General features: G+C 53.5%; 20 protein-coding genes and 1 tRNA gene. 15 read left to right on the top strand and 6 right to left on the bottom strand.

All coding sequences use genetic code 11. From position 1 onward, the window contains the following. The first annotated feature begins 9 nt into the window (after window positions 1-9). From SH678x_RS06500 to SH678x_RS06470, 7 genes are all read left to right on the top strand, one after another. Window positions 10-2,286, top strand: a complete 2,277-nt coding sequence (locus tag SH678x_RS06500) for a heparinase II/III family protein (RefSeq protein ID WP_496922076.1) — start codon at window positions 10-12, stop codon at window positions 2,284-2,286. A gap of 23 nt (window positions 2,287-2,309) precedes the next feature. Continuing rightward, entirely contained in the window at window positions 2,310-3,881 is a 1,572-nt protein-coding gene (locus tag SH678x_RS06495) for a DUF1961 family protein (RefSeq protein WP_496922075.1), read from the top strand. A gap of 506 nt (window positions 3,882-4,387) precedes the next feature. Next, the gene (locus SH678x_RS06490) at window positions 4,388-4,627 is read left to right on the top strand and encodes a hypothetical protein (RefSeq protein ID WP_496922074.1); all 240 of its coding nucleotides are present in this window, start codon (window positions 4,388-4,390) and stop codon (window positions 4,625-4,627) included. Window positions 4,628-4,780: 153 nt separating this feature from the next. Continuing rightward, entirely contained in the window at window positions 4,781-5,785 is a 1,005-nt protein-coding gene (locus SH678x_RS06485) for a helix-turn-helix transcriptional regulator (protein WP_496923061.1), read from the top strand. A gap of 177 nt (window positions 5,786-5,962) precedes the next feature. After that, a complete protein-coding gene (locus SH678x_RS06480; protein WP_496922073.1) occupies window positions 5,963-6,346 on the top strand; it encodes a hypothetical protein in 384 nt (127 codons plus the stop codon). A 13-nt stretch (window positions 6,347-6,359) separates the two neighbouring features. After that, window positions 6,360-6,782, top strand: a complete 423-nt coding sequence (locus tag SH678x_RS06475) for a hypothetical protein (RefSeq protein ID WP_496922072.1) — start codon at window positions 6,360-6,362, stop codon at window positions 6,780-6,782. Between the two features lie 247 nt (window positions 6,783-7,029). After that, the gene (locus SH678x_RS06470) at window positions 7,030-8,337 is read left to right on the top strand and encodes an MBL fold metallo-hydrolase (protein ID WP_496922071.1); all 1,308 of its coding nucleotides are present in this window, start codon (window positions 7,030-7,032) and stop codon (window positions 8,335-8,337) included. A gap of 5 nt (window positions 8,338-8,342) precedes the next feature. Here the strand turns inward: SH678x_RS06470 and SH678x_RS06465 are convergent, their stop codons facing one another. Then, window positions 8,343-9,095: a hypothetical protein gene (locus SH678x_RS06465; RefSeq protein WP_496922070.1), complete on the bottom strand. Its 753-nt coding sequence runs from the start codon at window positions 9,093-9,095 to the stop codon at window positions 8,343-8,345. A gap of 252 nt (window positions 9,096-9,347) precedes the next feature. On the opposite strand from SH678x_RS06465, the gene SH678x_RS06460 reads away from it, so the two are divergent. Both SH678x_RS06460 and SH678x_RS06455 read left to right on the top strand, forming a co-directional pair. After that, entirely contained in the window at window positions 9,348-9,743 is a 396-nt protein-coding gene (locus tag SH678x_RS06460; protein WP_496922069.1) for an HTH domain-containing protein, read from the top strand. Between the two features lie 494 nt (window positions 9,744-10,237). Continuing rightward, window positions 10,238-10,513, top strand: a complete 276-nt coding sequence (locus SH678x_RS06455) for a helix-turn-helix domain-containing protein (protein WP_496922068.1) — start codon at window positions 10,238-10,240, stop codon at window positions 10,511-10,513. Between the two features lie 650 nt (window positions 10,514-11,163). On the opposite strand, the gene SH678x_RS06450 is transcribed toward SH678x_RS06455, so the two are convergent. The 3 genes from SH678x_RS06450 to SH678x_RS06440 all read right to left on the bottom strand — a co-directional run bounded on the left by SH678x_RS06450 (window position 11,164) and on the right by SH678x_RS06440 (window position 13,774). Continuing rightward, window positions 11,164-11,246: transfer RNA gene (locus SH678x_RS06450), tRNA-Leu, on the bottom strand. Between the two features lie 94 nt (window positions 11,247-11,340). After that, complete coding sequence (locus tag SH678x_RS06445; protein WP_496922067.1) at window positions 11,341-12,777, bottom strand: L-serine ammonia-lyase; 1,437 nt, start codon at window positions 12,775-12,777, stop codon at window positions 11,341-11,343. Between the two features lie 13 nt (window positions 12,778-12,790). After that, window positions 12,791-13,774: a Gfo/Idh/MocA family protein gene (locus SH678x_RS06440; protein WP_496922066.1), complete on the bottom strand. Its 984-nt coding sequence runs from the start codon at window positions 13,772-13,774 to the stop codon at window positions 12,791-12,793. Between the two features lie 89 nt (window positions 13,775-13,863). Between SH678x_RS06440 and SH678x_RS06435 the strand changes: the two genes are divergently transcribed. Further along, the gene (locus SH678x_RS06435; protein WP_496922065.1) at window positions 13,864-14,727 is read left to right on the top strand and encodes a sulfurtransferase; all 864 of its coding nucleotides are present in this window, start codon (window positions 13,864-13,866) and stop codon (window positions 14,725-14,727) included. Here the strand turns inward: SH678x_RS06435 and SH678x_RS06430 are convergent. Further along, window positions 14,724-16,349, bottom strand: a complete 1,626-nt coding sequence (locus tag SH678x_RS06430) for a DUF7453 family protein (protein WP_496922064.1) — start codon at window positions 16,347-16,349, stop codon at window positions 14,724-14,726. The genes SH678x_RS06435 and SH678x_RS06430 overlap by 4 nt on opposite strands. 361 nt (window positions 16,350-16,710) lie before the next feature. Between SH678x_RS06430 and SH678x_RS06425 the strand changes: the two genes are divergently transcribed. After that, entirely contained in the window at window positions 16,711-18,684 is a 1,974-nt protein-coding gene (locus SH678x_RS06425) for a peptide MFS transporter (RefSeq protein WP_496922063.1), read from the top strand. A 117-nt stretch (window positions 18,685-18,801) separates the two neighbouring features. Here the strand turns inward: SH678x_RS06425 and SH678x_RS06420 are convergent, their stop codons facing one another. After that, window positions 18,802-19,932 carry an ABC transporter ATP-binding protein gene (locus SH678x_RS06420; RefSeq protein WP_496922062.1) on the bottom strand — a complete coding sequence of 377 codons (1,131 nt, stop codon included), beginning with the start codon at window positions 19,930-19,932 and terminating at the stop codon, window positions 18,802-18,804. Between the two features lie 211 nt (window positions 19,933-20,143). Here SH678x_RS06420 and SH678x_RS06415 point away from each other — a divergent pair, with 211 nt between their 5' ends. The 4 genes from SH678x_RS06415 to SH678x_RS06400 all read left to right on the top strand — a co-directional run bounded on the left by SH678x_RS06415 (window position 20,144) and on the right by SH678x_RS06400 (window position 25,535). Continuing rightward, on the top strand, window positions 20,144-21,799 hold the full coding sequence (locus tag SH678x_RS06415) for an acetolactate synthase large subunit (protein ID WP_496922061.1): 1,656 nt from the start codon (window positions 20,144-20,146) through the stop codon (window positions 21,797-21,799). A gap of 8 nt (window positions 21,800-21,807) precedes the next feature. Further along, window positions 21,808-23,247: an aldehyde dehydrogenase family protein gene (locus tag SH678x_RS06410; RefSeq protein WP_496922060.1), complete on the top strand. Its 1,440-nt coding sequence runs from the start codon at window positions 21,808-21,810 to the stop codon at window positions 23,245-23,247. Between the two features lie 217 nt (window positions 23,248-23,464). Further along, window positions 23,465-24,991: an OprO/OprP family phosphate-selective porin gene (locus tag SH678x_RS06405; protein WP_496922059.1), complete on the top strand. Its 1,527-nt coding sequence runs from the start codon at window positions 23,465-23,467 to the stop codon at window positions 24,989-24,991. Between the two features lie 10 nt (window positions 24,992-25,001). Beyond that, the gene (locus SH678x_RS06400; RefSeq protein WP_496922058.1) at window positions 25,002-25,535 is read left to right on the top strand and encodes a hypothetical protein; all 534 of its coding nucleotides are present in this window, start codon (window positions 25,002-25,004) and stop codon (window positions 25,533-25,535) included. Window positions 25,536-25,580: the final 45 nt, after the last annotated feature.

The raw sequence follows: 25,580 nt of genomic DNA, 5'->3' as shown, positions 1-25,580 counted from the left end.
CAACTTTGCATGCGGCTCTATGCACTCGACGAAGCGAATTCCGAAGTCATATTCGCGCCATTCCACGATCCGATACTATCACCTACGCTGCCGATCCAATTGCATGTCCAAAATTCAACCAACTGCCGTTATGAACATCTGTGGGACGCCACTCATATCTTTTGGGACTCTTCATCTGTCGGGCAGCCAGCTTGCCGGATTGAATTTGACGTAGATCTGACGGGACTTGCCTATACTCAGTTCTTGTTCTGTGTGACATTCGCAGAAGCCATCAAGCTCGATTTCGAGGCCTGCGTTGAAGGCCGTTGGCAATGCATAGTGCCTTCCGTTACTGGCCGAAGTAGCCGTCAGGAACTTACCGGATTGGTGCCTACCGGCCAGGTAACTAAAGTGAGGATGAATTGTGCCAGCACTGACGGTAAGGGGGCTGTTGTACGGTTGCATTGGTTTGGCCTCGCGGACGTCAAACTCCTTGCACAAACCCAGCAGTCGCGAAAGTGGACTGACACCAACTGGTCAGGCTTAATCGCAGATGAAAGTCATTGGGATAACCGGCAGTTTTATCGTGGGCTGTTATTCTCTGCCAGCGATTTAGAAACGTTACGTCGAAAAAAGAATCTCCCCTTTTGGAAGCAACACTTCGCTGTGCTTGAAGAGAGGGCAGCCGAGTATTTAAAACGCTGCCCCGAGGACGATCTCGGCCTCTACTTACCGTGGTTAGATGAGCGATACGTTCGAGAAAGAGAGCGGGGCCGCGAAAGCTACTATTGGCAGTCCTTGACCCTAGCGATTGTTGGTCTTGTGAACGACGATGCTAGCATGATTCGGCACGCAGCGCGCTATTTAATGTGTATGGTCCACACAGTGCATTGGTGTCAGTCCGCGGAAAGCCGCGCCGTTGGCAGCACCTGGAACCAGCGGTGCTTTATGGAGGAAATGGCCTCGACGAGCGTTGCGCTATTGGCCGATTGGTTGGATTTTTCGCTGACCAATCAAGCTCGCGTACTAGTTCATCAGGCTTTGTGGGAAAAGGGCTTGGCCGTTATAGAACGCGACATGATGCGGTGTGAAGAAGTGCATCGAATGAATCAAGCTGTGTGGTTTTGTCGCGGTCGTATATTGGCCGGCTTGTTGCTAGAGCAAAGTTGGCCGCATGTGGGTAATTATGTCGATCGAGCCTGCCAAGACCTTCAGCGCACATTGAATAGCTATATTAAATCGGACGGCGGCGTAGAGGAGGGGATGGGCTATTTTTGCCTAACTCTAAGTTTCGGCTTACAAGGGCTCGGTGCCTATGCCCGCGCACGCGATGTTGATGTTCATAGCCTGCTCCCAGAGCATATTGACAGAGCTGAAGATTTCTTAGCGACAATGTCGGCGGTTGAGCCAGGCCGCTTATTGATGGACGGCGATAACTCGACCGACCGTATGGCATTTGATGCGATCGCCCTGCTTTCATCGCTGTTTCCGGAGAGCGCTTACTCTCAAGTACTCTCCGCCACCTTACTCCCGGATCAACGACCGTTCACATATTTTGATCACTATGATGCAGGTGGACTATTCGCGTTTCTTATGGGGCCGCTAGAAGCTCATCCGGCCCGCGCGATTGTGCCAGAGTTTAGGAATTTAGCAGTTGTTGGACAGCTCACTAGTTTCCGCCAGTGCGGTAGTAGGTCGCTGCGAATTCATTTGAGTGGAGCGTGCGCCTCGCCTAGTCATGCCCATCTTGATCGCGGTGCTTTCACCATTGAAGCAGATGGTGAGCGGTTATTGATTGATCGAGGGATTGTCCGGTATGACCATCCAGCCTGTTTCTCGCTTAAGCGCACTTATTTGCACAATACCGTAACACCGATATTGGCCGACGACAGCTATCCCGATCAAGCTACCTGCGAACAATCCGTTCTACCCAGCGGCCATGGCGATCATAAAGCTATGAACGCTTCGATTGACATTTCACATGTTTGGCGACATCACATGTGCGAATGCCGTCGTACTATCCGGTCCATGAACTGCGACCAAGTCTCAGTAATTGACGAGGGAGAGCTGATATGCCAGGGCCGCATCGCTTTCCATTTGCACTCACCATTCCCCTTTAGAGTGGATGGCGACTGTATCCAACTGGTACAAGCTGATATTCGTTTCAATATTAGAGCAAATTGGTGTGATGAAATTCGACATAGTGAAGAATCGATCGACTATCGGATGCAACCGATATTTCATTTGACTTTGCTTAGCAGGCCAGTTTCCAAGTTCAGGTTTGAAACTCTCCTAGATCGACTTTAATCCGCTTGCCTCGGAGTATATCTATGTCATTGCCTCAGCCGGATCTCCGTTATTTCGACTTCCCAGATCTCACCCGAGATGTCGAAATCAGTGGTCGAGTTCGAGAGATCGAAATCGACGGTCGGAGGGGAATCTTGCCGCGAAGTACTCATACACGCATTGCCATTCCTCAGCATTTGCTAAACGAACCCGTCGGTTCGATGACGGTTTGGCTGCTGGCACTCGAAGAACTTGATACAGTCTGTCACCAAGAGCACATTCGTTCATTCGATCCCAATTATTCGTCCTACACGCTCTTTTCCGATCACCAAGAGTTGAGGGAATGGCGGGAAGCCTCATTTGCACTAGTATGGAATTCCGGTTGGTACCCTCAATTTTTTGCTAAATTCTACCGGGGAAATATCTATCCCGAGGCATATTCCCCCGTCCATAAAGGCTTCGTCGCAGCCGGACATTGGCATGTTAATCGCCGCAGTTGGTACCACCTAGCACTGACATGGAACAAACCGGCCAGTAAATATCGGCTCTATGTGAACTCGATATGTGTGGCCGTTTCAAATCGCTTTCAGCAGCTAACATCAGAGAGTTGTGGTTCCACGCTTTATGCAGGGAATACTGTATTTGCCCTATCGGAACTTCAGTTTTTTGATCAAATATTGGATCAACGTAATCTGCAGGAATTTTATGAGCGTGACGCAACTGTTAGGTACCCCCAGATCCAAAGCGATTTGGAGCGAACATATGCAGGGCGGGGAATTCCCCGGCTTCCCTGGTCGCCTACACCAGAATGGACACCTCAGTTAGAATTGTCGTTAGATCGCCCCGAGCATCTCGACTCGTTCTATGTGCAGGGATGCTCATCAGCAGTAAGTATTGGGCCCGAAGGTTTGGAACTTAGCACACCGCCCCGATTCTCTGCTGAGGAATCACCTCTTTGGGGTAGCGAGTCTTCCATGACCGATCCGATCACAAACGGGCCCTTGCCGAGTTATATGCTGCAGTCGGTTGAGGAACGCGATGAGTGGCCGAATCGCGACAGAAGTCAAGTGTATCTTTGGACGCGCGAGAGCTTTGAAGGTGATCTGGCCGTCGAGCTAGAGTTTATGGCGATTCAGGAAAACGGCCTTAGTCTGCTAATGTTTCACGCCGCAGGGATGCAGCGTGAAGACATACTTGTCGACAATCCGCCGCGCGTGAGCGGTTCGATGTCGACCGTGTGTTGGGAAAATGTTCGTAACTACCACTGGGAATTCTACCGGCAGTTGACCGATGCACGGAATGACGTAGCTTCGCATGTGCTAGTAAAGAATCCTTGGCTACGCCCCCTATACTACACTTGTCAGTCGCAGCGGCTCGCAGTCGGAACTTGGCACCAGCTGCGATTTATACAGAAAGATGGTAGCTTACGAGGCACTGTTGATGATGAATTAGTAATCGACGCTCATGATCTTCCGTCGACAGGTAGCGGCGCAATACTAGATTGTGGCCATCTGGTAATTCGAGCCATGTTAAACACGCGAATTCGATTTCGCAATTTACGCGTGTTTACTCGAAATGGGCTTTCGCTGGATGATTCATTCCACTCGAATGAATAACTGCCGGTATGCGTCAAGCCATCACCTTTTCTCGAGAGGTTTGGGCTACATTACAGGTCTGCCATCAATTCCAAAGCAGTGTGCATAGCCGCGAGCAAGCCCAACTTTGCAACTTCTCCTGTCCCGCCGTTCCTGGCTGCAAAGATTGAATTCTTTTCGGTGAGCAGACGATTCACGTTCTAAAGGAAGGCCATCACGAGGGGCTTTGGATGAACCTGCAAACCGAGTTCATGACGTGATGTCTTGCGCGTTCGCTGCCTTCAATCTTCAGCGCGCAACGTTAAACCGTTCTGGTATAGAGATTTTGGCAGCAGCCTTTTAGTGAACAAGTGGTAAATTCCGAGGTGCATTAGTCGAACTAGGTCAACTTGCTCGCGTAGCGTTCGTTCATTCCAATGCTAATTTTGAAACGATTCTTGCTCAGCAATCAATAATCCTTGGAAGCGTAATCCTTCGTATACCGGGGTACTGATTAGGTAAGCAATTTCACCCCCAAGGAGCCACGCATGCCCACCAAACCCAAGTCTAAAGCCGCCCCCGTCCACGAAGTCCGCATCGGTGGCATCAAAGCCGCGATCTGGGAAAACGAAACCTCAGTCGGCACCCGTCACAATGTCACCGTCAGCCGCCTCTACAAAGATGGCGATGATTGGAAACAGACCGACAGTTTCGGTCGCGATGACCTGTTAAATCTCGCCAAGGTCGTCGACCAAGCCCATTCCTGGATTTTCGAGCAAGCTGCCTGACCCACCGCTGTCAGAAGCAATTGTCACACTAAAGAGTGCCCTCAACGAACGGAACGTTGGGGGCATTTTTTCATTCTGTGCAAGTTATGGCGAGAATCGAAGTTGCCCAAGAAATCCAAGTCAACCAAGCCGTCGATCCCACCCGGTCGAACGATGCCCGTCCCGACCAGACCTGATCGAGACCGCCGTGCTCGACAGCACTCTCGTATCGCCCGAGTTTTACAAATACTCAGCTTGATCCAATCACGAGGTCGTTGGAATAGTCGGGCTATTGCCCAAGAACTCGAAATCTCCGAACGAACGGTTTACAGAGACTTAGAAGTCTTGGAGTTTGCCGGTGTCCCCTGGTACTTCGATGATGATGACCAATGCTATCGGGTCCGACCCGACTTTCGCTTTCCGACCTTGGGACTCACCGACGACGAAGCGGCGGGGCAAGCCGTAGCGACGGCCGTCTCTCGTGCCGTGGGACTTGACGCCTCGCAAGGTTCTCAGCCCACAACTCGAAAGCTGTCGTCCAATTCCCCACCAGCGATCCAGCAGACACTTCATGATGCTGCCCGGCTGATTGAAGTCTTTGACTTAAAACTCGTCGACCATAGCCAGCATCACGAAGCGATCAAAGCCGCCCAATATGCCTTACTGCATGGCAAACAACTCATCGGCAACTACCAGAGTCCCTACGAGAAGCGATCGCAGAGGATTCAGTTACACCCCTATCGACTCTGTCTGATCAAGAACGCTTGGTACGTGATCGGACATCAGCAGGGCGAATCAGTACCACGGACTTACCGGGTTGCCCGCTTCCAGACCTTACGATTCCTCGACGACCCTGCCAATATTCCAGCCGATTTCAATCTCCGGGACTACTTCGGCAACGCCTGGAGCGTCTATCGCGGCGCGAACACCTATGAGGTCGAGCTGCTCTTCAAGCCCCCAGCGGCCAAGATTGTCGTCGAGACGCAGTGGCACCACACCCAAAAAGTTAGCAAACATCGGGATGGAAGTGTGACACTCACCTTCACGGTCGACGGTCTCGAGGAAATCCTCAATTGGCTACTGACCTGGACCGGCAAGGTTCAAGTCCAACAGCCGCCTGAACTGAAGGCCGCGTTCCTAAAGGCACTTCGTCAGGGTATTGAAGATAACGAAGACTAGATTTCACATGGACATCCTCATCGCCATCCTGGTGTTTGATTTATGCGTGATCCTAGCCGATTGGCTGGATCGTAAACGGTGAACTGTGGGTTTAGGCCAGTGACTGTCCCACCTCTGGCAGTGCCAGCCGTTACAACGTATGTCACAGCAGATTCAGTACTCCCGGGAAATGAGAACTTGAGCAAATTGCCAGCAACCAGCGACCGTCAACAACTCCCTAGAAACACACAGAGCAATCTGGCCAAGGCCCTCGCTCCCGAAGACATCGCGGTCGGTGATTTCGTTGCGGTGCTGTACTCCTCACGAGAGTTTCCCAAGACCAAATGGGATTCCACTCCCAGTGGCGAAACCGTCAGAGTCACTTACATCCCTGGGGACGGTGGACTCCCTCAAAAAGTGCAGGCCATTTGTTTGCCATTTGTCCTCGTGCAAGATCCCACCAGTTCCGTGAAATCCATTGATGTCCGTGTGAGTCAAATCGCACGGTTGGAGCTGGTTTACGCAAAAACCGCCTGGAAAGCTCACAAGGCTCGTTTCAAACGCATGTCCCGAAAACTCTAACGGAAAAAATTCTATGAAACACTCAGCACGTACTGCCAAGTTGATGGTGTGTTCAATAATTATGGTTGGTCTGGCCGGTTGCAACTACTTCAGCTCTGAAGGCTCACAAGCAGCCGCCGAAGCCCACTTGCAACAGGAGATGTCCCTCTGGATGGCAGGGCAGGAGAGTGCCACCAGTCAAGCGGACTTCAGCAACGCGGGACTGAAGCCACCGATTGGCTACGACGTGACCAGCATCGTGCCGGTCCAAGCGGATTTATTTGCTCAGACCGTCGAAAAACCGCTCCCGGCTGATTGGAAGACGTGGCCCGCCTATCAATTCAATATCGTCCTCCAATGGGCTTCGGAAGCCGGCACCCCGCTGACCACGATTGCTCGCTTCAACCTCACCTGGAATCCTATCGAGCAGAAGTGGTTTGTCGCTAACGTATTGTAAGGAATTCCAGCTTTGACCAATTACGATGACCCACCCGTGACACTTGCGATTGTCACAATAAGAACCGCCTCCGAGAAACGCAGGTCCCGCTAAGGGATGGCGAGTCGGTACTATCCGTTGGCTCATAGCCGTGAGTGATCGCCAAGCTCTGTTGACCAACCTCAGAAAGGGTCACGGCCGACGTTCAGCCTTGAAGCATGAGTTCTCGGAGGCATTTTTACTGCTGAAACTCCCTCGGCGAGGTGCCATGCAAATTATCATCCATCGTGGTACCCAGGAGATTGGTGGTAGCTGCATCGAGATTCGGTCCGGTGATTCGCGAATTATTCTCGACGTCGGCCTGCCGCTGTTTGACAAAGTTCGACAACCTCTCGACACAAGACTGTTCAAGTCAAAATCAACCGACGAACTGCTGAAGTCAGGCATTATCCCGACTGTCGAAGGTCTCGTTACCGGCGATCGCCACCCCAATGCCATCATTCTCTCTCACGCTCACTTGGATCATTGCGGATTGCTCGACCGCACGAATCCCCAAATCCCCGTCTACGCGACGACCGGCACCAGCAAAATGATGCTCGCCGGGAGTTTGTTTGCTGGGCAAGTGGAGATTCCACGCGCACGATTTCGCAAGCTCGTTCCTGAAGAGCCGATTCAAATTGGCAACTTTCGAGTGACCGCGTACTCGGTCGACCATTCCATCTATGGAGCGGTCGCCATCTTGGTTGAGTCTGATGGCCAGTCCTTGTTGTATTCCGGAGACTTACGGCTTCATGGTCGCAAGACCGGGATGGCGAAGAAACTGATCGCAGCCTTGCAGGACAAAAAACTGGATGTCCTGCTGATGGAAGGAACTCATCTGGGATCCGTTTCAAATGAACAGACCACAGAGTATGAACTTGAGGACCAAATCGTCGAACACGTTAAGAATACACCGAGCTTAGTGCTGGCGAGTTTTTCACCACAGCACGTTGATCGGCTCGTTACATTTATTCGCACGGCGATCAAGACAAAGCGAATATTTGTGGCGGATGTTTACTCGGCCTTTGTGATGCACCTGCTATCACGCGAAACAAAAATTCCCATCCCAGGCGTCGATGAAAAACTGAGAGTCTTTTTTCCCAAACTGTTTTGGGAGAATGAATCCAAACGAAAGATGCTCACCGAGAAATGTCCGCAATTCTTGGCTAAGCAAATTGAGATCGAAGAAATTAGGCTTCACCCCGAAAAGTATTTGATGGTCTTCAGGGCATCGATGCTTAATACAGATTTCAATGGGAACTTACCTGACGGTGTGTTGTGTTTTCACTCGCGGTGGGAAGGCTATCTTGAGCAACTTGATGCCCAGGAGTTGCAGCAGGCGATTAGGGCTGCCTATGGGCAAATGATTCAAGCTCACGTTTCGGGGCATATTCGACAAGAAGATCTATTTGACTTGGTCGAATTGCTTAAGCCTCACGCGATCGTGCCAGTGCATACATTCGAGCGACAACAACTCGCCCAGCAATTCCAGAATGTCTTGCAACTCAATGATGGGGAATTGTTCAATGTCGTTTAGGGCAGTCAGTTCGCGTGAGAATCGTACCACTGAATCTTTTTCAGACAATAGATTCCGTCTTCGTTGATACCGGTTTCAGCTAGGCCTATTCTTATTAGGGATTCGCAATCGCGAAGTGAGTTGAGCATACCCCAATGTTGAGACAAAGGACGACGAGTGTGAAACTCGTAGTAATCAGAATCTGCAAGCACGATCACTTCATGGCGAGCATCGATCTCGGGTTGCACGCCTTCAAAGCCACGGGGAGGAGAGCCCGTGAGAAGCAGGCTGCTGAACTCCTGCTGAATTCGTGCATAGTTGGACTTGCACGTGAGGGAGGCTAGATAGTCCAGTCCTTCCAGTATAGCAGCCATCGGGGAATAGCCATTCATTCCAATCTTGCATTCGAAAACACAGAGCCCCCCAGACCGCGATAGTCCTAGCAAGTCGGCACGACGACCACTCACACTGAGCTGATTAGGGACTTCGCAAGAGATCAACCAATAGAGATCATCGTTAATCGAAAGTAGTCCACGGCGAGTGGGTTGATGGCAAGTATGAAACAAGCCATAGGTGGCTCGCTTTTCGCCATGGCTCTCCGGGATTGGCAATTGTGATCGATCTATGAGGATTCTCTCGCCACTGTAGGGGCGGTAGATACTTTGCTCGCGCTTAAAAGCGTCTTCCAGGAGCCACAGAAACTGCTGCGGCCAATCATTGCACTCACGTCGGGCCGAAAGAAGCTTTTCCATCCAACTGCGGAATATAGAGTCACTCATGTCAGGTTCCTAGCGATAAGTCATGAATCTTGCATGAGGTTAGCTGACTACTACGCCAACTGTGGGTCGCAGCAGGATCTGGCGGTGTGTGGATAGATGCGATGCAAGATTAAAGTCGATGCCATGGCGAAACGGCGGGCCGGGGGCTTATCGGAGCGTTGTCAGCAGTAGGTCAATGCACTGACCCACGGTTGGCGGACCAAACTGCTAGAGTTCTGCCATTAGCAAACTATCTGCCAGAACCTAACTGCCATGGCCAAGAAAAAGCCCCGCGCCGAAAACCCTCGCACTGATGCCGAGCGCCGCGCTAGGCAATGTGAACGCATTAGCCGTGCGTTGCGAGTGCTGCAATGCATCGCTGGACCGGGCCGCTGGGATGTACAGGCACTGGCAGACGAACTCGAGTGCTCACCCCGTACTGTGCAGCGAGTCCTACAGACTTTGGCAATGGCTGGCGTGCCTTATAAATTCGACCCTGAAGCCCGAGCGTATCGAGTTCCCGCGACGTTTCGCTTTCCCGGGATAGACCAGCATAGCAAGAGCGCGCTCTCGGCGAAGCAGATGCTCCCCATCGCCACAAAGGTCTTGCATGACGGTGAGCGTTTTATTGAGTCCCTACGAGCGCTTTGCAAAGCACTTGCAGAATAGAACAGTCTCATAACGCCCTGTTGCTCTTGACCAGTGTCACTCGAACATTCGTCAGAAGTTGTTCGACTCTGACTTTAGCAACTGATCTAAGGGCAGAGATGAGTAATAAACTTGAAAGACTACAACTCTGTTCGCATTTTTTCAGTATGATTTGTTAGAGCCTCAAAGCTCTTTTCATTCGAGAAATCAGCTACTGCAAAGATCCTGCGAATAAGCTGCATTGTTGCAGGCTTCAATTGCCCTCAGTCCGGGTATCTTTAGTAAAAGTCGGATCTGCCGCTTTCCAATAGGGATTATTGGCCCGAATAAGGATGGCAGGCTTGTTTCGTCCATGGGTTACTCAACGCGATACGTCACCTATTGCCGAGTGATAAGCGGCAAACCAATTAAGCGATTTATTACTGCCGCGTTGCAAAGGATTTTTGGAGGTCAGAACTGTGGAAATTGCTAGTGATTTCACGACCGCGAACCACGATATACTACGATGCTTGGGGATGATTCAAAGCGAAATCTCTGCAATTGCTGACCGCATGCATTCGATGGAATCAAGGCTTGACGAATTGACAGTTCAAAAAGATTGGTACTCGACTTCTGATCTCGCTGAATTGATGAATGTCACCCGCCATACGGTACAAGAGCGTTGGTGCAACCAAGCTCGCATCGAGTGCGAAAAAGATCCGGCAACAGGCCAATGGCGTATTCCAGCCCACGAATTTGAACGATTGAAGCGGGGCGGGAAGCCACTATCAAATCGATCGATTCCGCTCTGACAGCGAATATTATCGAGGTATGAGACAGGAATATCACTACAAACTGCTTGACACCGAAACCTCGGGTCGAGGGCATCGACTTGCTGGAGTGCCCAAGCGTCCATGGATTGATGTTGTCCCTGCTCCATCTCCTTGAGAAACTTCTCACACGCAAGCACGGATCAGCTCGCCATGATGCTAGGCTCCCACTTCCGCCCATAACTGACCCATACGATCTTTATCTTCTTGAGTCCTTCAAATTCGGGTGCTGAAAGTGTCAGGTCTCGCGCGGTTCGCTTGGAGAAGTTCTTGTAGATCGCTTGTCTCGTGAGGTGAAAAATGGAATCTGCGAATTTGCGCTTCAGTGCAAAGTGAAACATTGAACCAGTGGCACTGCAATCTGGGCTATTTGGCTGGATGAGTTTTCCGAAGCAAGTTGCTCCCAAGTGCCGCAATCAAACTGGGAACTCGTAGGAATGCGAAGAGTTCTGTGCCCCAATCTGTCTGGCTGTCCATGGCAGCACAAATGTCCAACCAGAATGGCCCCTCTTTAGGCCAAGATTTACCGATTTCGTGCCTCGAAAATGGCTGCGGTAAAAGTGCGGTAAAAGGGTAATGCGGCTTAAAATGGACTGGGCGGTGAAACTCAGAAAAGCCCTTGTTTTATAGAGTACCGGAGGAGGGGGTCGAACCCTCACGCCCTTGCGGGCACTGGATTTTGAATCCAGCGCGTCTGCCATTCCGCCACTCCGGCATATCGTTGGCAAACCACCAGTTTACGTTGAAACCGGTAACCGTCAACGCCTGATTACTGGGCAGAAACTCAGACACTCCAGCCGCTAAAAGGCTCAGCATTCCACGGCATTCACGGCCAAACCACCTTGCGACGTTTCCTTATATTTAGAGTGCATGTCGGCCCCCGTTTGCCGCATTGTTTCGATCACGCGGTCGAGCGACACGCAATGTTTGCCGTCGCCACGGAGCGCCAGTCGCGCAGCATGAATGGCATGCGAAGCGGCCATGGCGTTGCGTTCGATACAAGGAATCTGAACCAGCCCGCCAACCGGATCGCACGTCAAACCAAGGTGGTGCTCCATGGCAATCTCGGCGGCTTGCTCGACTTGTGACGGCGTGCCACCCCACACTTCGGTTAGTCCCGCGGCCGCCATCGAACAGGCGGCACCTACCTCACCTTGGCAACCCACTTCGGCCCCGGAGATCGAAGCGTTCTGTTTGTAAAGAATGCCAATCGCTCCCGCGGTGAGCAAAAAATTTCGGATGCCTTGCTGATCGGCGTTCTCGACGAAGCGATCGTAATAATGGAGCACGGCCGGAATGATCCCCGCCGCGCCGTTGGTGGGGGCGGTCACAACTCGCCCGCCCGAGGCATTTTCTTCGCTGACGGCCAACGCAAACACGTCGACCCAATCCAGCGGCGTGAGCGAATCGCTATGTGCTGTTTGGTTCGTGATGAGCTTTTGATAAAGCTGCGGAGCGCGGCGGCGGACGTGTAAGTTGCCGGGGAGTTGGCTGTCGACGGATCGTTCACAACCGGCAAGTACGCACTCCTGCATCACTTGCCAGATGCGGTCGAGTCGAGCAAACGTTTCGGCTTCGTCGCGAAAGCTCGCTTCATTGCGCAGGGCGATTGCGCTGATCGGCAAGCGTTCCTTTTCGGTCTGTTCCAGCAATTCAGCCGCGGACCGATAAGGGTAGGGCAGGGGAGCATGAAGCTGGCTCCCCTGCATGGGGTTACCAGCTTCATCGACGACAAATCCCCCGCCGACCGAATAGTAAATCGCGTTGTGTACCACGGCCCCATTATGATCGAACGCCGTAAATCGCATGCCATTGCTGTGATGTGGCAGAAGTTCCGACCGGCAAAATTCCAAATTATCCGCTGGTGAAAATGGCAGCCGCTTCCTGGCGACAACTAAGTGGCGCGTCTCGGCAACTTCTGTTTCAAAACCGGTGATCTTCGCAGGATCGACGGTCTCGGGAGCCTCGCCCGCCAAGCCCAGCAGAATCGCCTTGTCTGTGCCGTGTCCCGCCCCGGTCAAGGCCAGTGAACCATACAACTGCACCTGGATTCGTGCGGTTTTCTCAATTAGTTCGTTCGCTTGCAATGATTTTGCGAACGAGCATGCCGCGCGCATCGGTCCCACGCAATGGGAACTCGAAGGCCCAATTCCAATAGTAAACAGATCGAGAACGCTGATCGCCATGTGCGGCGCTTTCATCACGAAGTTTGAAGAACAGCCATCACGAAGATTGAAGATAAGCATAGAACAGTGAATTCTATACCCATGCCCCCGTGGCGGCACTCGTTTTTATCGCTTCGATGACACGCATATTGGCAACCCCATCGGCCAGCGGCGTTGGCACTGGGGTATCCTCCAAGATCGCCCGCGAAAAAACATCACCCTGCAAGGTATACTGATCGCAAACTGGGAACGACAGTTCGTGCAACTCGCCCTGTTTTTCGTGCCAAATGCGGCAAGGCTTGTCGACAGGCGCATTAAAAGGAATTTCGATTTCCACGCGTCCCTTCGTGCCGAAAATGTGAACGCGCTGATAAGGCACAAGCTGGGTCGAACAGGTGAACGTGGATGAGCCGTCACCAAAATCCAACACTCCCGCTGCCAGTCGATCAACACCAAACTCGGGATCATTCTGCAACCAACCACAAACGCGCTCAGGCTCGCGATCAAAGATAAATCGCGCCGCTGAAATACAATAGCAACCGATATCCATCAGACCGCCACCGCCGGCTTCGACATTGTTGCGGATATTCTTAGCATCGTCGTTGTAATAAGAAAACGAGCTCTGCACGCTCCGCAGTTCGCCGATCTCACCCGCCACGACAAGCTCCTTCGCCTTGAGCCACTGCGGATGATGGCGATACATAAAAGCTTCCATCACTTTGAGCTGCGGATGGCGATTCGCCGCCGCTAAAAGTTCCTCGCACTCGGCGAGGTTCATCCCCAGCGGTTTCTCGCACAGCACGTGCTTCCCCGCTCCGAGCGCACGAATCGACCACGGCACATGCAGGTTGTTGGGTAGCGGATTGTAAACGGCATCGATCTCGGGATCGGCCAGCAACGCTTCGTAGCTGCCATAGGCTTTGGGAATGCCAAGTTCTTTGCCGACCCGCTCTGCGGCCCCTTGGTTCCGCGAACTGATGGCCACGATCTCGCAAAGTTTGCCAAGCTGCATCGCGGGGATGACTTTTTGCGTGCCGATCTTGGCCGTACTCAGGATTCCCCAGCGGATGCGCTTCATAATTGTCTCAATCAAACAGGTGGTGAAAATTTGGGCCGCGTGGTTTATCTTGGTAGGCAGGATTCTACTATTTGAGTACGAAAAATTGAATGCTGATGAACAGCCAAACCACCGATTCCTTGCCCCCGGCGACGGGATTACAGATTCTCAACATCGCGGCCTACAAATTCGCACGGCTCACGAACCTTGTGCAGCGCCGCGACGGCCTGCGCGATCTCACCAACAATCTTGACCTGCGGGGGACGATCCTCTTGAGCGAAGAAGGAATCAACCTCTTCGTCGCGGGAGCGGCCGAGACGGTCAGGCAATTGCTCAATGTGCTTCAAGCCGATGTGGAAATCAGCACTCTTGACGTCAAAGAAAGTTGGAGCGATTACCAGCCCTTCAGCCGAATGCTGGTCAAAATCAAGAAGGAAATCATCGCCTTCGGAGTGGACGGCATCGATCCGCTTGCGGCCCCTGCAGCCAAGATTTCGCCTGAGGAGCTCAAGTCCTGGCTCGACGCGGGCAAGCCCTGCACATTGCTCGACGTGCGCAACGACTACGAAGTTCGCCTCGGAACATTTGAGAATGCCGTCGCCATCGGCGTCGATCACTTCCGCCATTTTCCAGGTGCCGTCGAACAGCTTCCCGAACAGATGAAAGCTGATCCGATTGTCATGTTTTGCACGGGCGGCATCCGCTGCGAGAAGGCCGGTCCGTTCATGCAGCAGGCCGGCTTTCAAGAGGTCTATCAACTCGACGGCGGAATTCTGAAATACTTTGAAGTCTGCGGACAAGAGCACTATCAAGGGGAATGCTTTGTGTTCGACAAGCGCGTGGCGCTCGACGCCAACTTGCAAGAAACCCCCACGACGATCTGCTTCGCCTGTCAACATCCGCTAACCGCCGAAGAACAGCAATCGCCGGATTACGTCGTTCCGGAGCGATGTCCGTATTGCACGAAGGCTTAAATTTCGCGCCGATGCGGATAACAGATCAATCCGAAAACGAGTAGCACAAAACTCGTCGGCTCTGGGATCGTGCCCACGGTCGACACGAAGACCCCCCAGTCCGTGGTGAATACGACCTCGCCCAAATCGTTCAGCGCGATGACGTCACCGTCTTGATTCCCAGATCTTACTCCGTCAGCAATGCCGACGCCGAGGCTGCGAAACTCGCCCGGACGGTATTCAAGCTGTTGACCGTCAAGAAAGACAAGATGCAAATCGCCAATACGGTCGGTGACCCAAACGCTCCGGACCGATCCAGGAATCCCTGGCCCGGTGACATTCGCATAGAATGCAACCTGCCCATGTTCGTTCACCGCAATATTACCACCATTACCCAAGGTATTATTGAAGACCACGCCTGCAGCCAGCCCAGGGGCCTGCATACCACCGTAAGCATGCAGTTTGAGTTCACCGTTTTCAGTAGCTGTGAATATCCCATTGCCTGAGTTCGTTTGGCCGGCAAACGCGGCGGTTCCATTGCCTCCCAGGGCCGCTGAAATGAATGAAAAATTGGGCGAACTTGTCCGACCCAGCCTGAACGACGTTCCAGGAACGATATCGCCTTCGCGGGCCACGAGATGGAGCCCCGCATTGTCCTTGATCCAAAGTGACGCGTTATTGGTGTTATCTACTGTGGGGCCACTGAGACCACTCTCAAAAAGTATCTGACGATTGTTATTAAGACCCTCGAGACGCGCACCGAGGATTATCGTGCCAGGTGCGACGTGATCGACGGGTGTGTTAGGAGTGACGATCGTTTCGAAGGCTCCGGGCGCTGCACCGTCGCGCAAGAAATAGGCTCCGCCAAAGAGACTTGCCGTATTTGCCGTAAACGCTACGTCACCGTGATCGTTCACCTTCGCAAAGTTGATAAGAGATTCTGAGAACGAGGTAATTGGTCCGGCACCACCTGGCATCACATCTCCAATGGCGACGACTTTCGAAATGACTCCGTTTCGATTCCTCCAAACGCCATCTCGGTAAGGTTCAGGCTCGTAGGGATAAGGTGTGTCCGACGTAATCGTAGATAACTCCGATTTGAAAACGACGTCTCCTCGCTCATTGAAGAGCGGAATCCCAATTGGATCGACCGAGCAGAAGAGTTCTCCATTGGCCAAAGACGGAAAGGGGTTCGAGCATGAAAAGCAAATCTGCCCACCTGGAATCGGCAAACTTCCTGGAGCCGGATCACCCTGCCGCACGACCTTCGTGAGCGAACCTCCCGTCGTTTTCCAAACTCCGACCTGGGAAAGTCCGTCAACATCAAGGCCTGCTAGGTTGGTTGTAAATGTAATCTCACCTGAGTGATTAATATGGGGATGGAAGAACGTGCTAAAAAGCACGCCGCCACTGGTGCCCGGTGCCGAGGCGCCGCTCATAGCAACAGGTTGTAGAACACCATTGCTGCTTTTCCAAACGGCTTGTCCTGCCGTCGAATTAGCAACAAACGCGACGTCGCCCGAGTTATTAATCGAGGCCAGAAGAAAGTTCGTAAACTGTTCGGACTGAGAATACCCGGGAGCAACATCGTCCTGAAGGGCCACCACACGCAGATGCCGTGTTTGAGCGGATGAAACCGCCATCGGGAGGGATAAGAGGAGAATAACGCCCCACAATAAAATATGTATTATCCGCCTCATCGCGCCGTCTCCAAGCTCCGAGAAAAGCTGAGAAGTAAGTACTTCCAACTAATCATAACCGCATCTGCACTCTTCCGCAAACTTTCTTGCCGGTCAAAATGCGGCCAGTCTCCCACAGTTCCTGGCGAGGGCTATGTCTTAGTACCCCGCTCAACCAACAATTTTGTAGAGGCAACTTGAGGCACGCCAATCTCAACATCAAAGGCTTTCAGATTGCCGCTGTCAGCTTGGGCACTTTGCGATACACTCTAAAACTTGCTTGGGCAGCAAATTCAGTAGCAATTCTCGACCTCAGGAGTCAGGCATGAGCACGGTCACCACCGAAGAACGCACATTTCTTGGTCATCCCACCGGATTGTTCGTACTGTTCTTCGCCGAAATGTGGGAACGGTTTTCGTTCTACGGCATGCGTGCACTGTTGCTCTTGTACATGCTCAAGGGCTTCCTGCAATACGATGATAAGCGGGCTTACGCGGTCTATGGCGCGTACACCTCACTTGTCTATATGACCCCGTTTTTTGGTGGTCTGCTCGCCGATCGTTTTCTAGGGCCGCGCGTAGCCGTCATCGTAGGTGGTCTCTTGATGTCAGCCGGGCATTTGGTAATGACCCAAGAAAACACCACGATGTTCTATTTAGCCCTGGCGTTGTTGATTGCCGGCAATGGTTTCTTTAAGCCGAACATTTCGACTATGGTGGGCCAGCTTTATCCAGCCGTAAGCAGCAAACGCGACGGCGGCTTCACACTGTTTTATATGGGCGTCAACTTGGGCGCCTCGTTGAGCCCGTTGATCTGTGGTTACATCGGCGAAACCTATGGCTGGCACTACGGTTTTGGCTTGGCCACGATTGGCATGATGATCGGCTTGGCAATTTTTGTGATGCCAACTTTGGTCACGCAAATCTTGATCGGTCTAGGGGCCTTGGGTACGGCGGCAACGCTCCTCTATTTCGTGCCTGACAACCTCACGGCTAAACTTGTCAATATCTTTGTTGCCATCTGCATGCTGGCGGCCGGCACCATTTCGGTGCGGGCCTTGGGATTAGGAGGCATTCCCGATGAAGTCGGCAGGCCGCCGGGTGATAAAACGAAGAAACTTATGCCAATCTTGTTAGGCGTAGCAATCAGTATCCCTTTACTGTCGCTGTTTGTCTCCGATTTTTCCATCTTGCGAGCCAACGGCGAACCGTTGCGGATCCTTTCCGAAGAAGCCGTGGAGAAAATTGCCTCGGCTGGCGGCGTCGTGGGAGAAGTGGGAAGCATCTTTTTGAACGAGATCAGCAAGCCCTCGGGAATTCTCTTGGCGGTGACCGGTCTGTTGGCCTTTGGCTATCTCATCATCGAGACGTTCCGCCTCGACACGATCGCGCGGCATCGTATGTTCGTTGTTCTGATTCTGACATTCTTTTCGATGCTGTTCTGGGCCTTCTTCGAGCAAGCGGGTAGCAGCGTCAATAACTTTACGGATCGCAACGTCGACCGTGTTGCCGAATCCCACACGATCACTTCCGACGACGTGGGCAAAACAATGCAAATACAGCCGACGCAAGAACAACTAGGATTCTCCAACGGCAACCAGTTATTCACGATGTCGTCCTTGGACAAGTTGAGGCAACAGAATCAAAGCAAGGAGGGTGAAGAAAGTAACCCCGACTTTACGATTGATTGGCTCGTCGCCGAAGACAACATCGGGATGGGCATCGCCACGAGAAACAGCGAACTCGCAACAAGTTCGTTTCAAGCCGTCAATGCGATTTATATTTTGCTGTTCGGCTTGCTGTTCACCGCCCTCTGGTCTTACTTAGGGGCACGCGGACTGGAACCAACCACTCCCATCAAGTTTGCGCTGGGTCTAATTCAGCTAGGTCTCGGGTTCGTGGCATTTTGGTTGGGTGCCGAAAACGGCGATGCCCGGGGAATCGTCCCACTGTTTTGGCTGCTCTTGGGCATTATGTTCCAAACCACCGGCGAACTTTGTATTTCTCCCGTGGGCCTGTCGATGGTTACCAAACTCTCGCCGAAAATTTTGGTGAGCACGGTGATGGGCGGCTGGTTCTTGGCAACGGCGTTTTCGCAGTACCTCGCCGCGATCATCTCCCAGTTCACTGGCGTCTCGCACGCCGAGGGGGCAGAGAAGATAATTCCGCCACCCATCGAAACGGTGGACATCTATGGCGGGGTATTCCAAAAGATCGCTATTACAGCCATTGCGTCCGGCGTGATCTGCTTGGCAATCTCACCACTGCTCCAGAAATGGATGCACACTAAGGAAGATTAAGCGGGGCAGCTGAATCACCAGTCGTAAGACAAACCACGAATAATACGAATTAGACGAATAGTATTCATTCGTGCTATTTGTTCAATTCGTGGTTAATTCTCTCTGCCTTCCACTGGACTACACCAACTGCATCCCCGCCGCGCGCAGGCTCCGCCCATACCGATCCTCCGCACTCGGCGCTTCAAATAGATGAACCTCCGCGGGATTCACCCGGGCGTGAATCGCTTTTCCTTCGGAAAGTTTACCCGCGGGAATGCGAGCGACCACTCTCTTGCCGGAAGAGAGTACAAGATAGACATCCATCATGCTGCCCAGCGGCTCGACGACTTGAACCGTGGCAGGGATCGATTGCCCTTCCACCGCGGCATCTAGGATTTGAAAACTCTCGGGCCGAATCCCGGCGACGATCGGCCGACGACTTGAACCATCGAGCCACGCTTCGTCGGTGCCCTCGAGCCGCAATTGCCCTTCGCGGCTCACAAACCACAACTGGCCGCCGTTGGTTTCGAGTTCCCCATCCAGGAAATTCATGGGGGGCATCCCCAAAAATCCCGCGACGAAGCGATCCGCCGGATTGCGATAGATTTCCAAGGGCGGGGCACATTGCCGCTTGAGGCCGTCGCACATCACGCAAACGCGATCGCCCAACGTCATCGCTTCTTCTTGATCGTGCGTGACGTAAATCGTCGTCGTCCCCAGCTGGCGATGCAGCCGCTTAATTTCGGCGCGGGTTTCCACCCGCAGCTTCGCATCGAGATTCGACAGCGGTTCGTCGAACAAAAACACGGCCGGCTTACGAACGATAGCGCGCCCCAGGGCCACCCGCTGCCGCTGGCCGCCAGAAAGCGCTTTGGGTTTGCGATTCAAGTAGGGCTCCAAACCCAATAACCCCGCGGCCCACTGCACGCGCTCGTCAATTTCATGCTGCGCGGTCTTTCGCATCTTGAGCGCGAACGCCATGTTCTCGCGCACCGTCATATGGGGATAGAGGGCGTAATTCTGAAACACCATGGCAATGTCGCGGTCGCGCGGATGCACGTCGTTGACCACGCGATCGCCAATTCGCAGCGTACCGCGCGAGATCGTTTCCAGTCCAGCAATCATCCGCAGCGTCGTGCTCTTGCCACAGCCAGAAGGCCCCACGAGGACCAGGAATTCGCCGTCGGCAATATTCAGATCGAGATCGCGGACGCCATAGATGTCGCCCGCGTAGATTTTCGCCACACCATCGAGAGTGACCGAGGCCATAGATTATCTTTCCATCAAAAAAGAAAAGTGACAGGGCTGTTCCGCCCTGAAATATAGTCTGACCTGCCTATCCAGCCCGTCAATATGTCGTTAGGCGGTTTCAGAGAACCAACGAGTTTCCTACAATACGAGTCTGATAGCCCCACCCATGAACGGCAGCCACCAATGTCCTGCGGAATAGGACCCTCCCGGCCGTGCCGAAGGTTTCGTAATGAAAGCCTCTGATCTGTTTGTCGCCTCCTTAAAGAATGAAAAGGTTGAATTCATCTTTGGCATTCCCGGAGAGGAAACGCTCGACCTGCTCGATTCGCTCTCGCGATCGAAAATCAAACTGATTCTCACCCGGCACGAGCAAGCCGCGGGGTTCATGGCTGCCACCTATGGCCGGCTCACCGGCAAGGCGGGCGTGTGCCTGGCGACGCTCGGACCCGGCGCGACGAATCTCGTCACCTCGGCTGCCTATGCCCAGCTCGGCGGCATGCCGATGCTGATGATCACGGGTCAGAAACCTGTCAGGAGCAGCAAGCAGGGGCAGTTTCAAATCGTCGACGTGGTCGACATGATGGATCCCATCACCAAGCAAACGCTACAAATCGTCAGCGGTGCAAACATTCCATTCCGAGTGCGTGAAGCATTTCGTCTGGCCGAAGAAGAACGCCCCGGTGCGTGTCATTTGGAATTGCCGGAAGACATCGCCCGCGAGGAAGTCGACGGCGAACCCGTGCAGGCCAGCAGTGTCCGCCGGGCGGTCGCGGAAGAAAAATCCATTCGCGCGGCCGTAAGTCTGATCCGCGAAGCCAAGCATCCACTGCTGGTGATCGGCGCTGCCGCGAATCGCCGCATCTCGAGCAAGATGCTCCGGCGGTTGATTCAAACAACGAACATTCCCTTTGTGACCACGCAAATGGGTAAGGGCGTAGTCGACGAACGCGATCCGCGCTTCTTGGGCAATGCGGCCATCTCGTCGGGCGACTTTGTCCACCGCGCCATCGAACACGCCGACTTGATCATCAACGTGGGCCACGACGTCATCGAAAAGCCACCTTTTATTATGAAGCAGGGTGGCGTGCGCGTGATTCACGTCAACTTCTTTTCCGCCAAAGTCGACGCGGTCTACTTCCCCCAAGTGGAAGTCGTGGGCGACATCGGCAACAGCATCTGGCAGATTTGGCAGAAGCTGTTGGAATCGGAAGTTGAACAGGACGCCCACTGGGATTTCTCGTACTTCGACAAAGTCCGCGCCGCGGCGAAGAAGTATCAAGACGAATCGGCGAACGATCCACGTTTTCCGATTACTCCCCAACGCCTGGTCGAAGACGTTCGCAAAGTCATGCCGAGCGACAGCATCATCGCCCTCGACAACGGCATCTATAAAATCTGGTTCGCCCGCAACTACCCAGCTCATTGCCCGAACTCTGTTTTGGTGGACAACGCGCTGGCCTCGATGGGGGCCGGGTTACCCTCGGCCATGGCCGCGCGGCTGGTTTATCCTGACAAAAAAATTATGGCCATCTGCGGCGACGGCGGGTTTATGATGAATTCGCAAGAGCTCGAAACCGCCATCCGTTTGAAAATGCAACTCGTGATCTTGATCCTTCGGGACAATGCCTACGGCATGATCAAATGGAAACAAAGCCACATGGGCTTCGGCGATTACGGGCTCGATTATGGCAACCCCGACTTTGTGAAATACGCCGAGAGCTACGGTGCCGTCGGGCATCGTGTGGAATCGGTCGACCAGCTCGCCCCGTTGATGGCCAAGTGCCACGAACGCTCGGGTGTTCATCTGATTGACGTGCCGGTTGATTACTCCGACAACGACCGCATTTTGAATCGCGAAATCCAAGAACGCAGCCAACTTGTGTGAGGCCCCGCATGCCACTCGAACAATATCCGTATTATCTGGCGAACAAAGCCGAGCAGCCCAACGCCGATCTCGAAGTCACCGACAAATACACGGGCAAAGTTGTCACGCGCGTGGCAATCGCGGATGCCAAAGCCATCGACCGCGGAATCGCCGCTGCCGTTGAAGCGACCGAACCGATGCGCCGCTTGCCGGCGTATGAACGGCAAAACATTTTGAATCATTGCGTGAAACGCTTCCAAGAACGCAGTGCCGAAATGGCTGAGCTACTCTGTCTGGAAGCTGGCAAACCGATCCGCGATAGCCGTGGCGAAGTGGGCCGGCTGATCGACACGTTCCGCGTGGCGGCTGAAGAATCCGTTAGAATCACCGGCGAAATTCTCAATCTGGAAATCTCGCCCCGCGCCCGTGGCTATCGCGGCATGGTTCAGCATGTCCCCATCGGCCCCTGTTCGTTCATCTCGCCGTTCAACTTCCCGCTGAACTTGGCGGCGCACAAAATTGCCCCCGCCATCGCCGTGGGTTGTCCTTTTGTGTTGAAACCAGCCAGCCGTACGCCACTTGGCGCGATCATCATCGGCGAAATACTTGCCGAAACCGATTTGCCGCCCGGGGCGTTCTCGATTTTGCCCTGCCATCGCGACGGGGCCGATTTGTTCACAACCGACGACCGCTTAAAACTCTTAAGCTTCACCGGTTCCCCCGAGGTCGGTTGGGATCTCAAAGCCCGCGCGGGCAAGAAAAAAGTCGTGCTCGAACTCGGCGGCAACGCGGCGTGCGTGATCGATGCCGACGCCGATTTGAACGACGCCGTGGATCGCTTGATCATCGGTGCTTTCTATCAATCGGGGCAAAGCTGCATCGGTGTGCAACGGATCTTGGCTCACGCTTCGGTCTACGAAGAATTGAAGCAGCGCCTCGTCGAGAAAACCAAGAAGCTCATCAGTGGCGATCCGAAGAACGAAGACACCTTCATCGGCCCAATGATCGACGAGAAAGAAGCCAAGCGGCTCAAAGATTGGATTGATTCCGCGGTCGCGGCGGGGGGCAGGCTCCTCTGTGGCGGCAAACGCGAAGGGGCCATGCTCGAAGCCACGCTGCTTGAATACGTTCCCAAAGATCAAACACTCTGCACGAACGAAGCCTTCGGCCCCGTCGCCGTGTTGAGCAAGTTCGAGGATTTCGACAAAGCCCTTGTGGAAGTGAATGATAGCGTCTTCGGTTTGCAAACCGGCATCTTCACGCGCGACATCTATAAGATGCAAAAGGCGTGGGATCGCTTGGAAGTCGGTGGGGTGATCATCGGCGACGTTCCTTCCTGGCGGGTCGACAACATGCCTTACGGCGGCGTGAAAGACAGCGGCTTGGGCCGCGAAGGCATCCGCTACGCGATGAAAGATATGTCCGAGGAACGGCTGTTGGTGATTCGCACGCCTGCTAGCGAAATGTAATTTCTCGCTGATTGACATCCAGCCATGCTAGCAATGCCTGCTGTGAGCGCGCCTATTTGTACGAGTTATTCAGATTACGGCAACTCTTCTGCCGACAATAGCTCATGGGTGCTTAGACCCAGCACCTCAGCCGACCCTGCCCGAGGGAGGCACCACCCGCGCTTGCGAGCCGCCAACCGTACCCACGCAGGCTCTCGCGCTCCGAAGGAATTCTCGCGTGATTCGCCGGCTTTGGACTTATCGCCAGTTAACTGGCACCGTGCTTGGTGCGCGCATATTGCTTGCGATCGCACTTGCTGCGTGCCTCGTTTCGCCTGCGCGTGCGCAAGAACAATTGCCACCCGTCGACATCGCGGATATCTACGAACGGCTCAAACAACAAGACGAAGAGATCGCCCGCCTGCGCGAAGAATTGAGCGTCTTCAGTTCGTCGGGGGAACTTCCTGCGCCGAACAATCCTGATCCGCTCTTCGACGAAAACGATAAGGATGATGACTTCGCAGAACTACGGCAACGCGTCCAGTCTTTAGAAGAAATCACAGCCGAGCAGGAAGAACCTGACGGCACGATCATCGAGCCGGAGTGGATGGACATTTCCTCTGAGAAATGGACGGTCAAGCTCGGCGGGCAGTGTCAGATGGATCAAATCCTGTGGCCGTACAAAGATCCCGCGATCACCAGCCCGCTCGCCAAAAACTATTTTGAATTCCGCCGGTTGCGACTCTTGGCCGATGGCGTGGGCTACGGCGTTTACGACTTCCGCATTCAGGTTGAGTTCGAGCCAGAAAATGGTGACGGCGTCACCACACCAGTCGTTGATATCAAAGACGCCTACCTCACGATGAACGAAGTGCCGTTCTTCAATCGCATTCGTTGGGGCAACTTTTTTGTGCCGTTTGGCTTGGAGCAAGTCACCAACGACACGTTTTCTGTGTTTCTCGAACGCTCGATCCCCACGCAAGGCATCTTCACAGCCGATCGTGAAGTCGGCACGGCATTCTACGGCGTGAGTAAGTCGCTCGACCGCACGTGGACGTTCGGGGCGTTCTTCGACAGCATCAGCGAATCGCTCAAAGAACGCATCGATAGCAACCAAGGCCTGCGCACCAGTGCGCGATTCACATGGCTCCCTTACTACGACGAACCCTCCAACGGCCGTTACTTGCTGCACACAGGTTGTGGCGTGCTTTACACGCACGATCAGGACGATTTGATCCGCTTTCGTGCTCGGCCCCAAATTCATGAAGGACCTTTTCTTATCGACACGGGACAGATGCCAGGGAGCGACTTCACCACAGGCAACGTCGAGCTAGCAACCGTCTGGGGTCCATTATCCGTGCAGAGCGAAATGTACATCGACCACTCGGCGCTCGAAGCCGGTGATGCCACGTTCTATGGTGCCTACGTCTACGCCAGCTACTTTCTCACCGGTGAGAATCGCAATTACGAACGCTTTGGCCAGCACGGGGCCCAGTTTGGTCGGGCAATGCCCTATTCCAATTTCTTCCTGGTCCCCGGCGGATGTGGCCCCGGTGCCTGGGAACTCAAAGGTCGTTGGTCGTATCTAGATTTGAATGAAGTCAACGCGGGTGCTTATAACGATATGACGCTCGGCTTCAACTGGTATTGGAGCGACCGCATGCGCGTGATGTTCGACTGGATTCGCCCGGTGACCACGCCGGAAACGGTTTTCGGCGCCACCGAGTCCGACATTCTGGGTATGCGACTGGACTTCAGTTTCTAAAGGTGATTTCATGCGACGCGACAACAGACTCAATCTGGTTCTAGCCACGGCACTGCTCCTCTGCGCAGCGAGCTTGGTCTATGGGCGCGAAGGATTCTGTTCTCATTGTGGCTGCATTGGTTCGTGCGAGAAAATTTGCCGCTTAGTTTGTGAAGACAAGAAAGTGGAAGTCATCTGTTGGGGTTATCAGTGCGAAGACTTCTGTGTTCCTGGCCCCAGTTGTCGCGGCTGCAAACATTGCGAAATGGTCTGTGAAGAATGCAGCCCCAATGCCGACGGCGTCCACAGCAAACCCAAGCCATTCGTCTGGTTCGACTGGATCCCCAAGCGCGGGCCCACGATCTACACCCGCACGAAGCTGATGAAGAAAATCACTTCGAAAAAGGTGCCGTCCTACAAATGGGTCGTCGAAGACTTGTGCGAGAATTGCGAAGCGAACGCGACTTGCGCGTCGGTCACGCCCGACACCGAGTTGCCACCCATCCCAGTAGCGGATGCGCGGCTGAAGTACGACATTTCGGCCGAAGAGCCATTGGCCAAATAGTGCGTATGTCGGTTAGCCAGCTTTGTCATTCCGAAGGGAGTTCTA

The organism is Bythopirellula superficialaquae, assembly GCF_059632245.1.
This window is presented reverse-complemented; position numbering and strand designations above follow the sequence as displayed.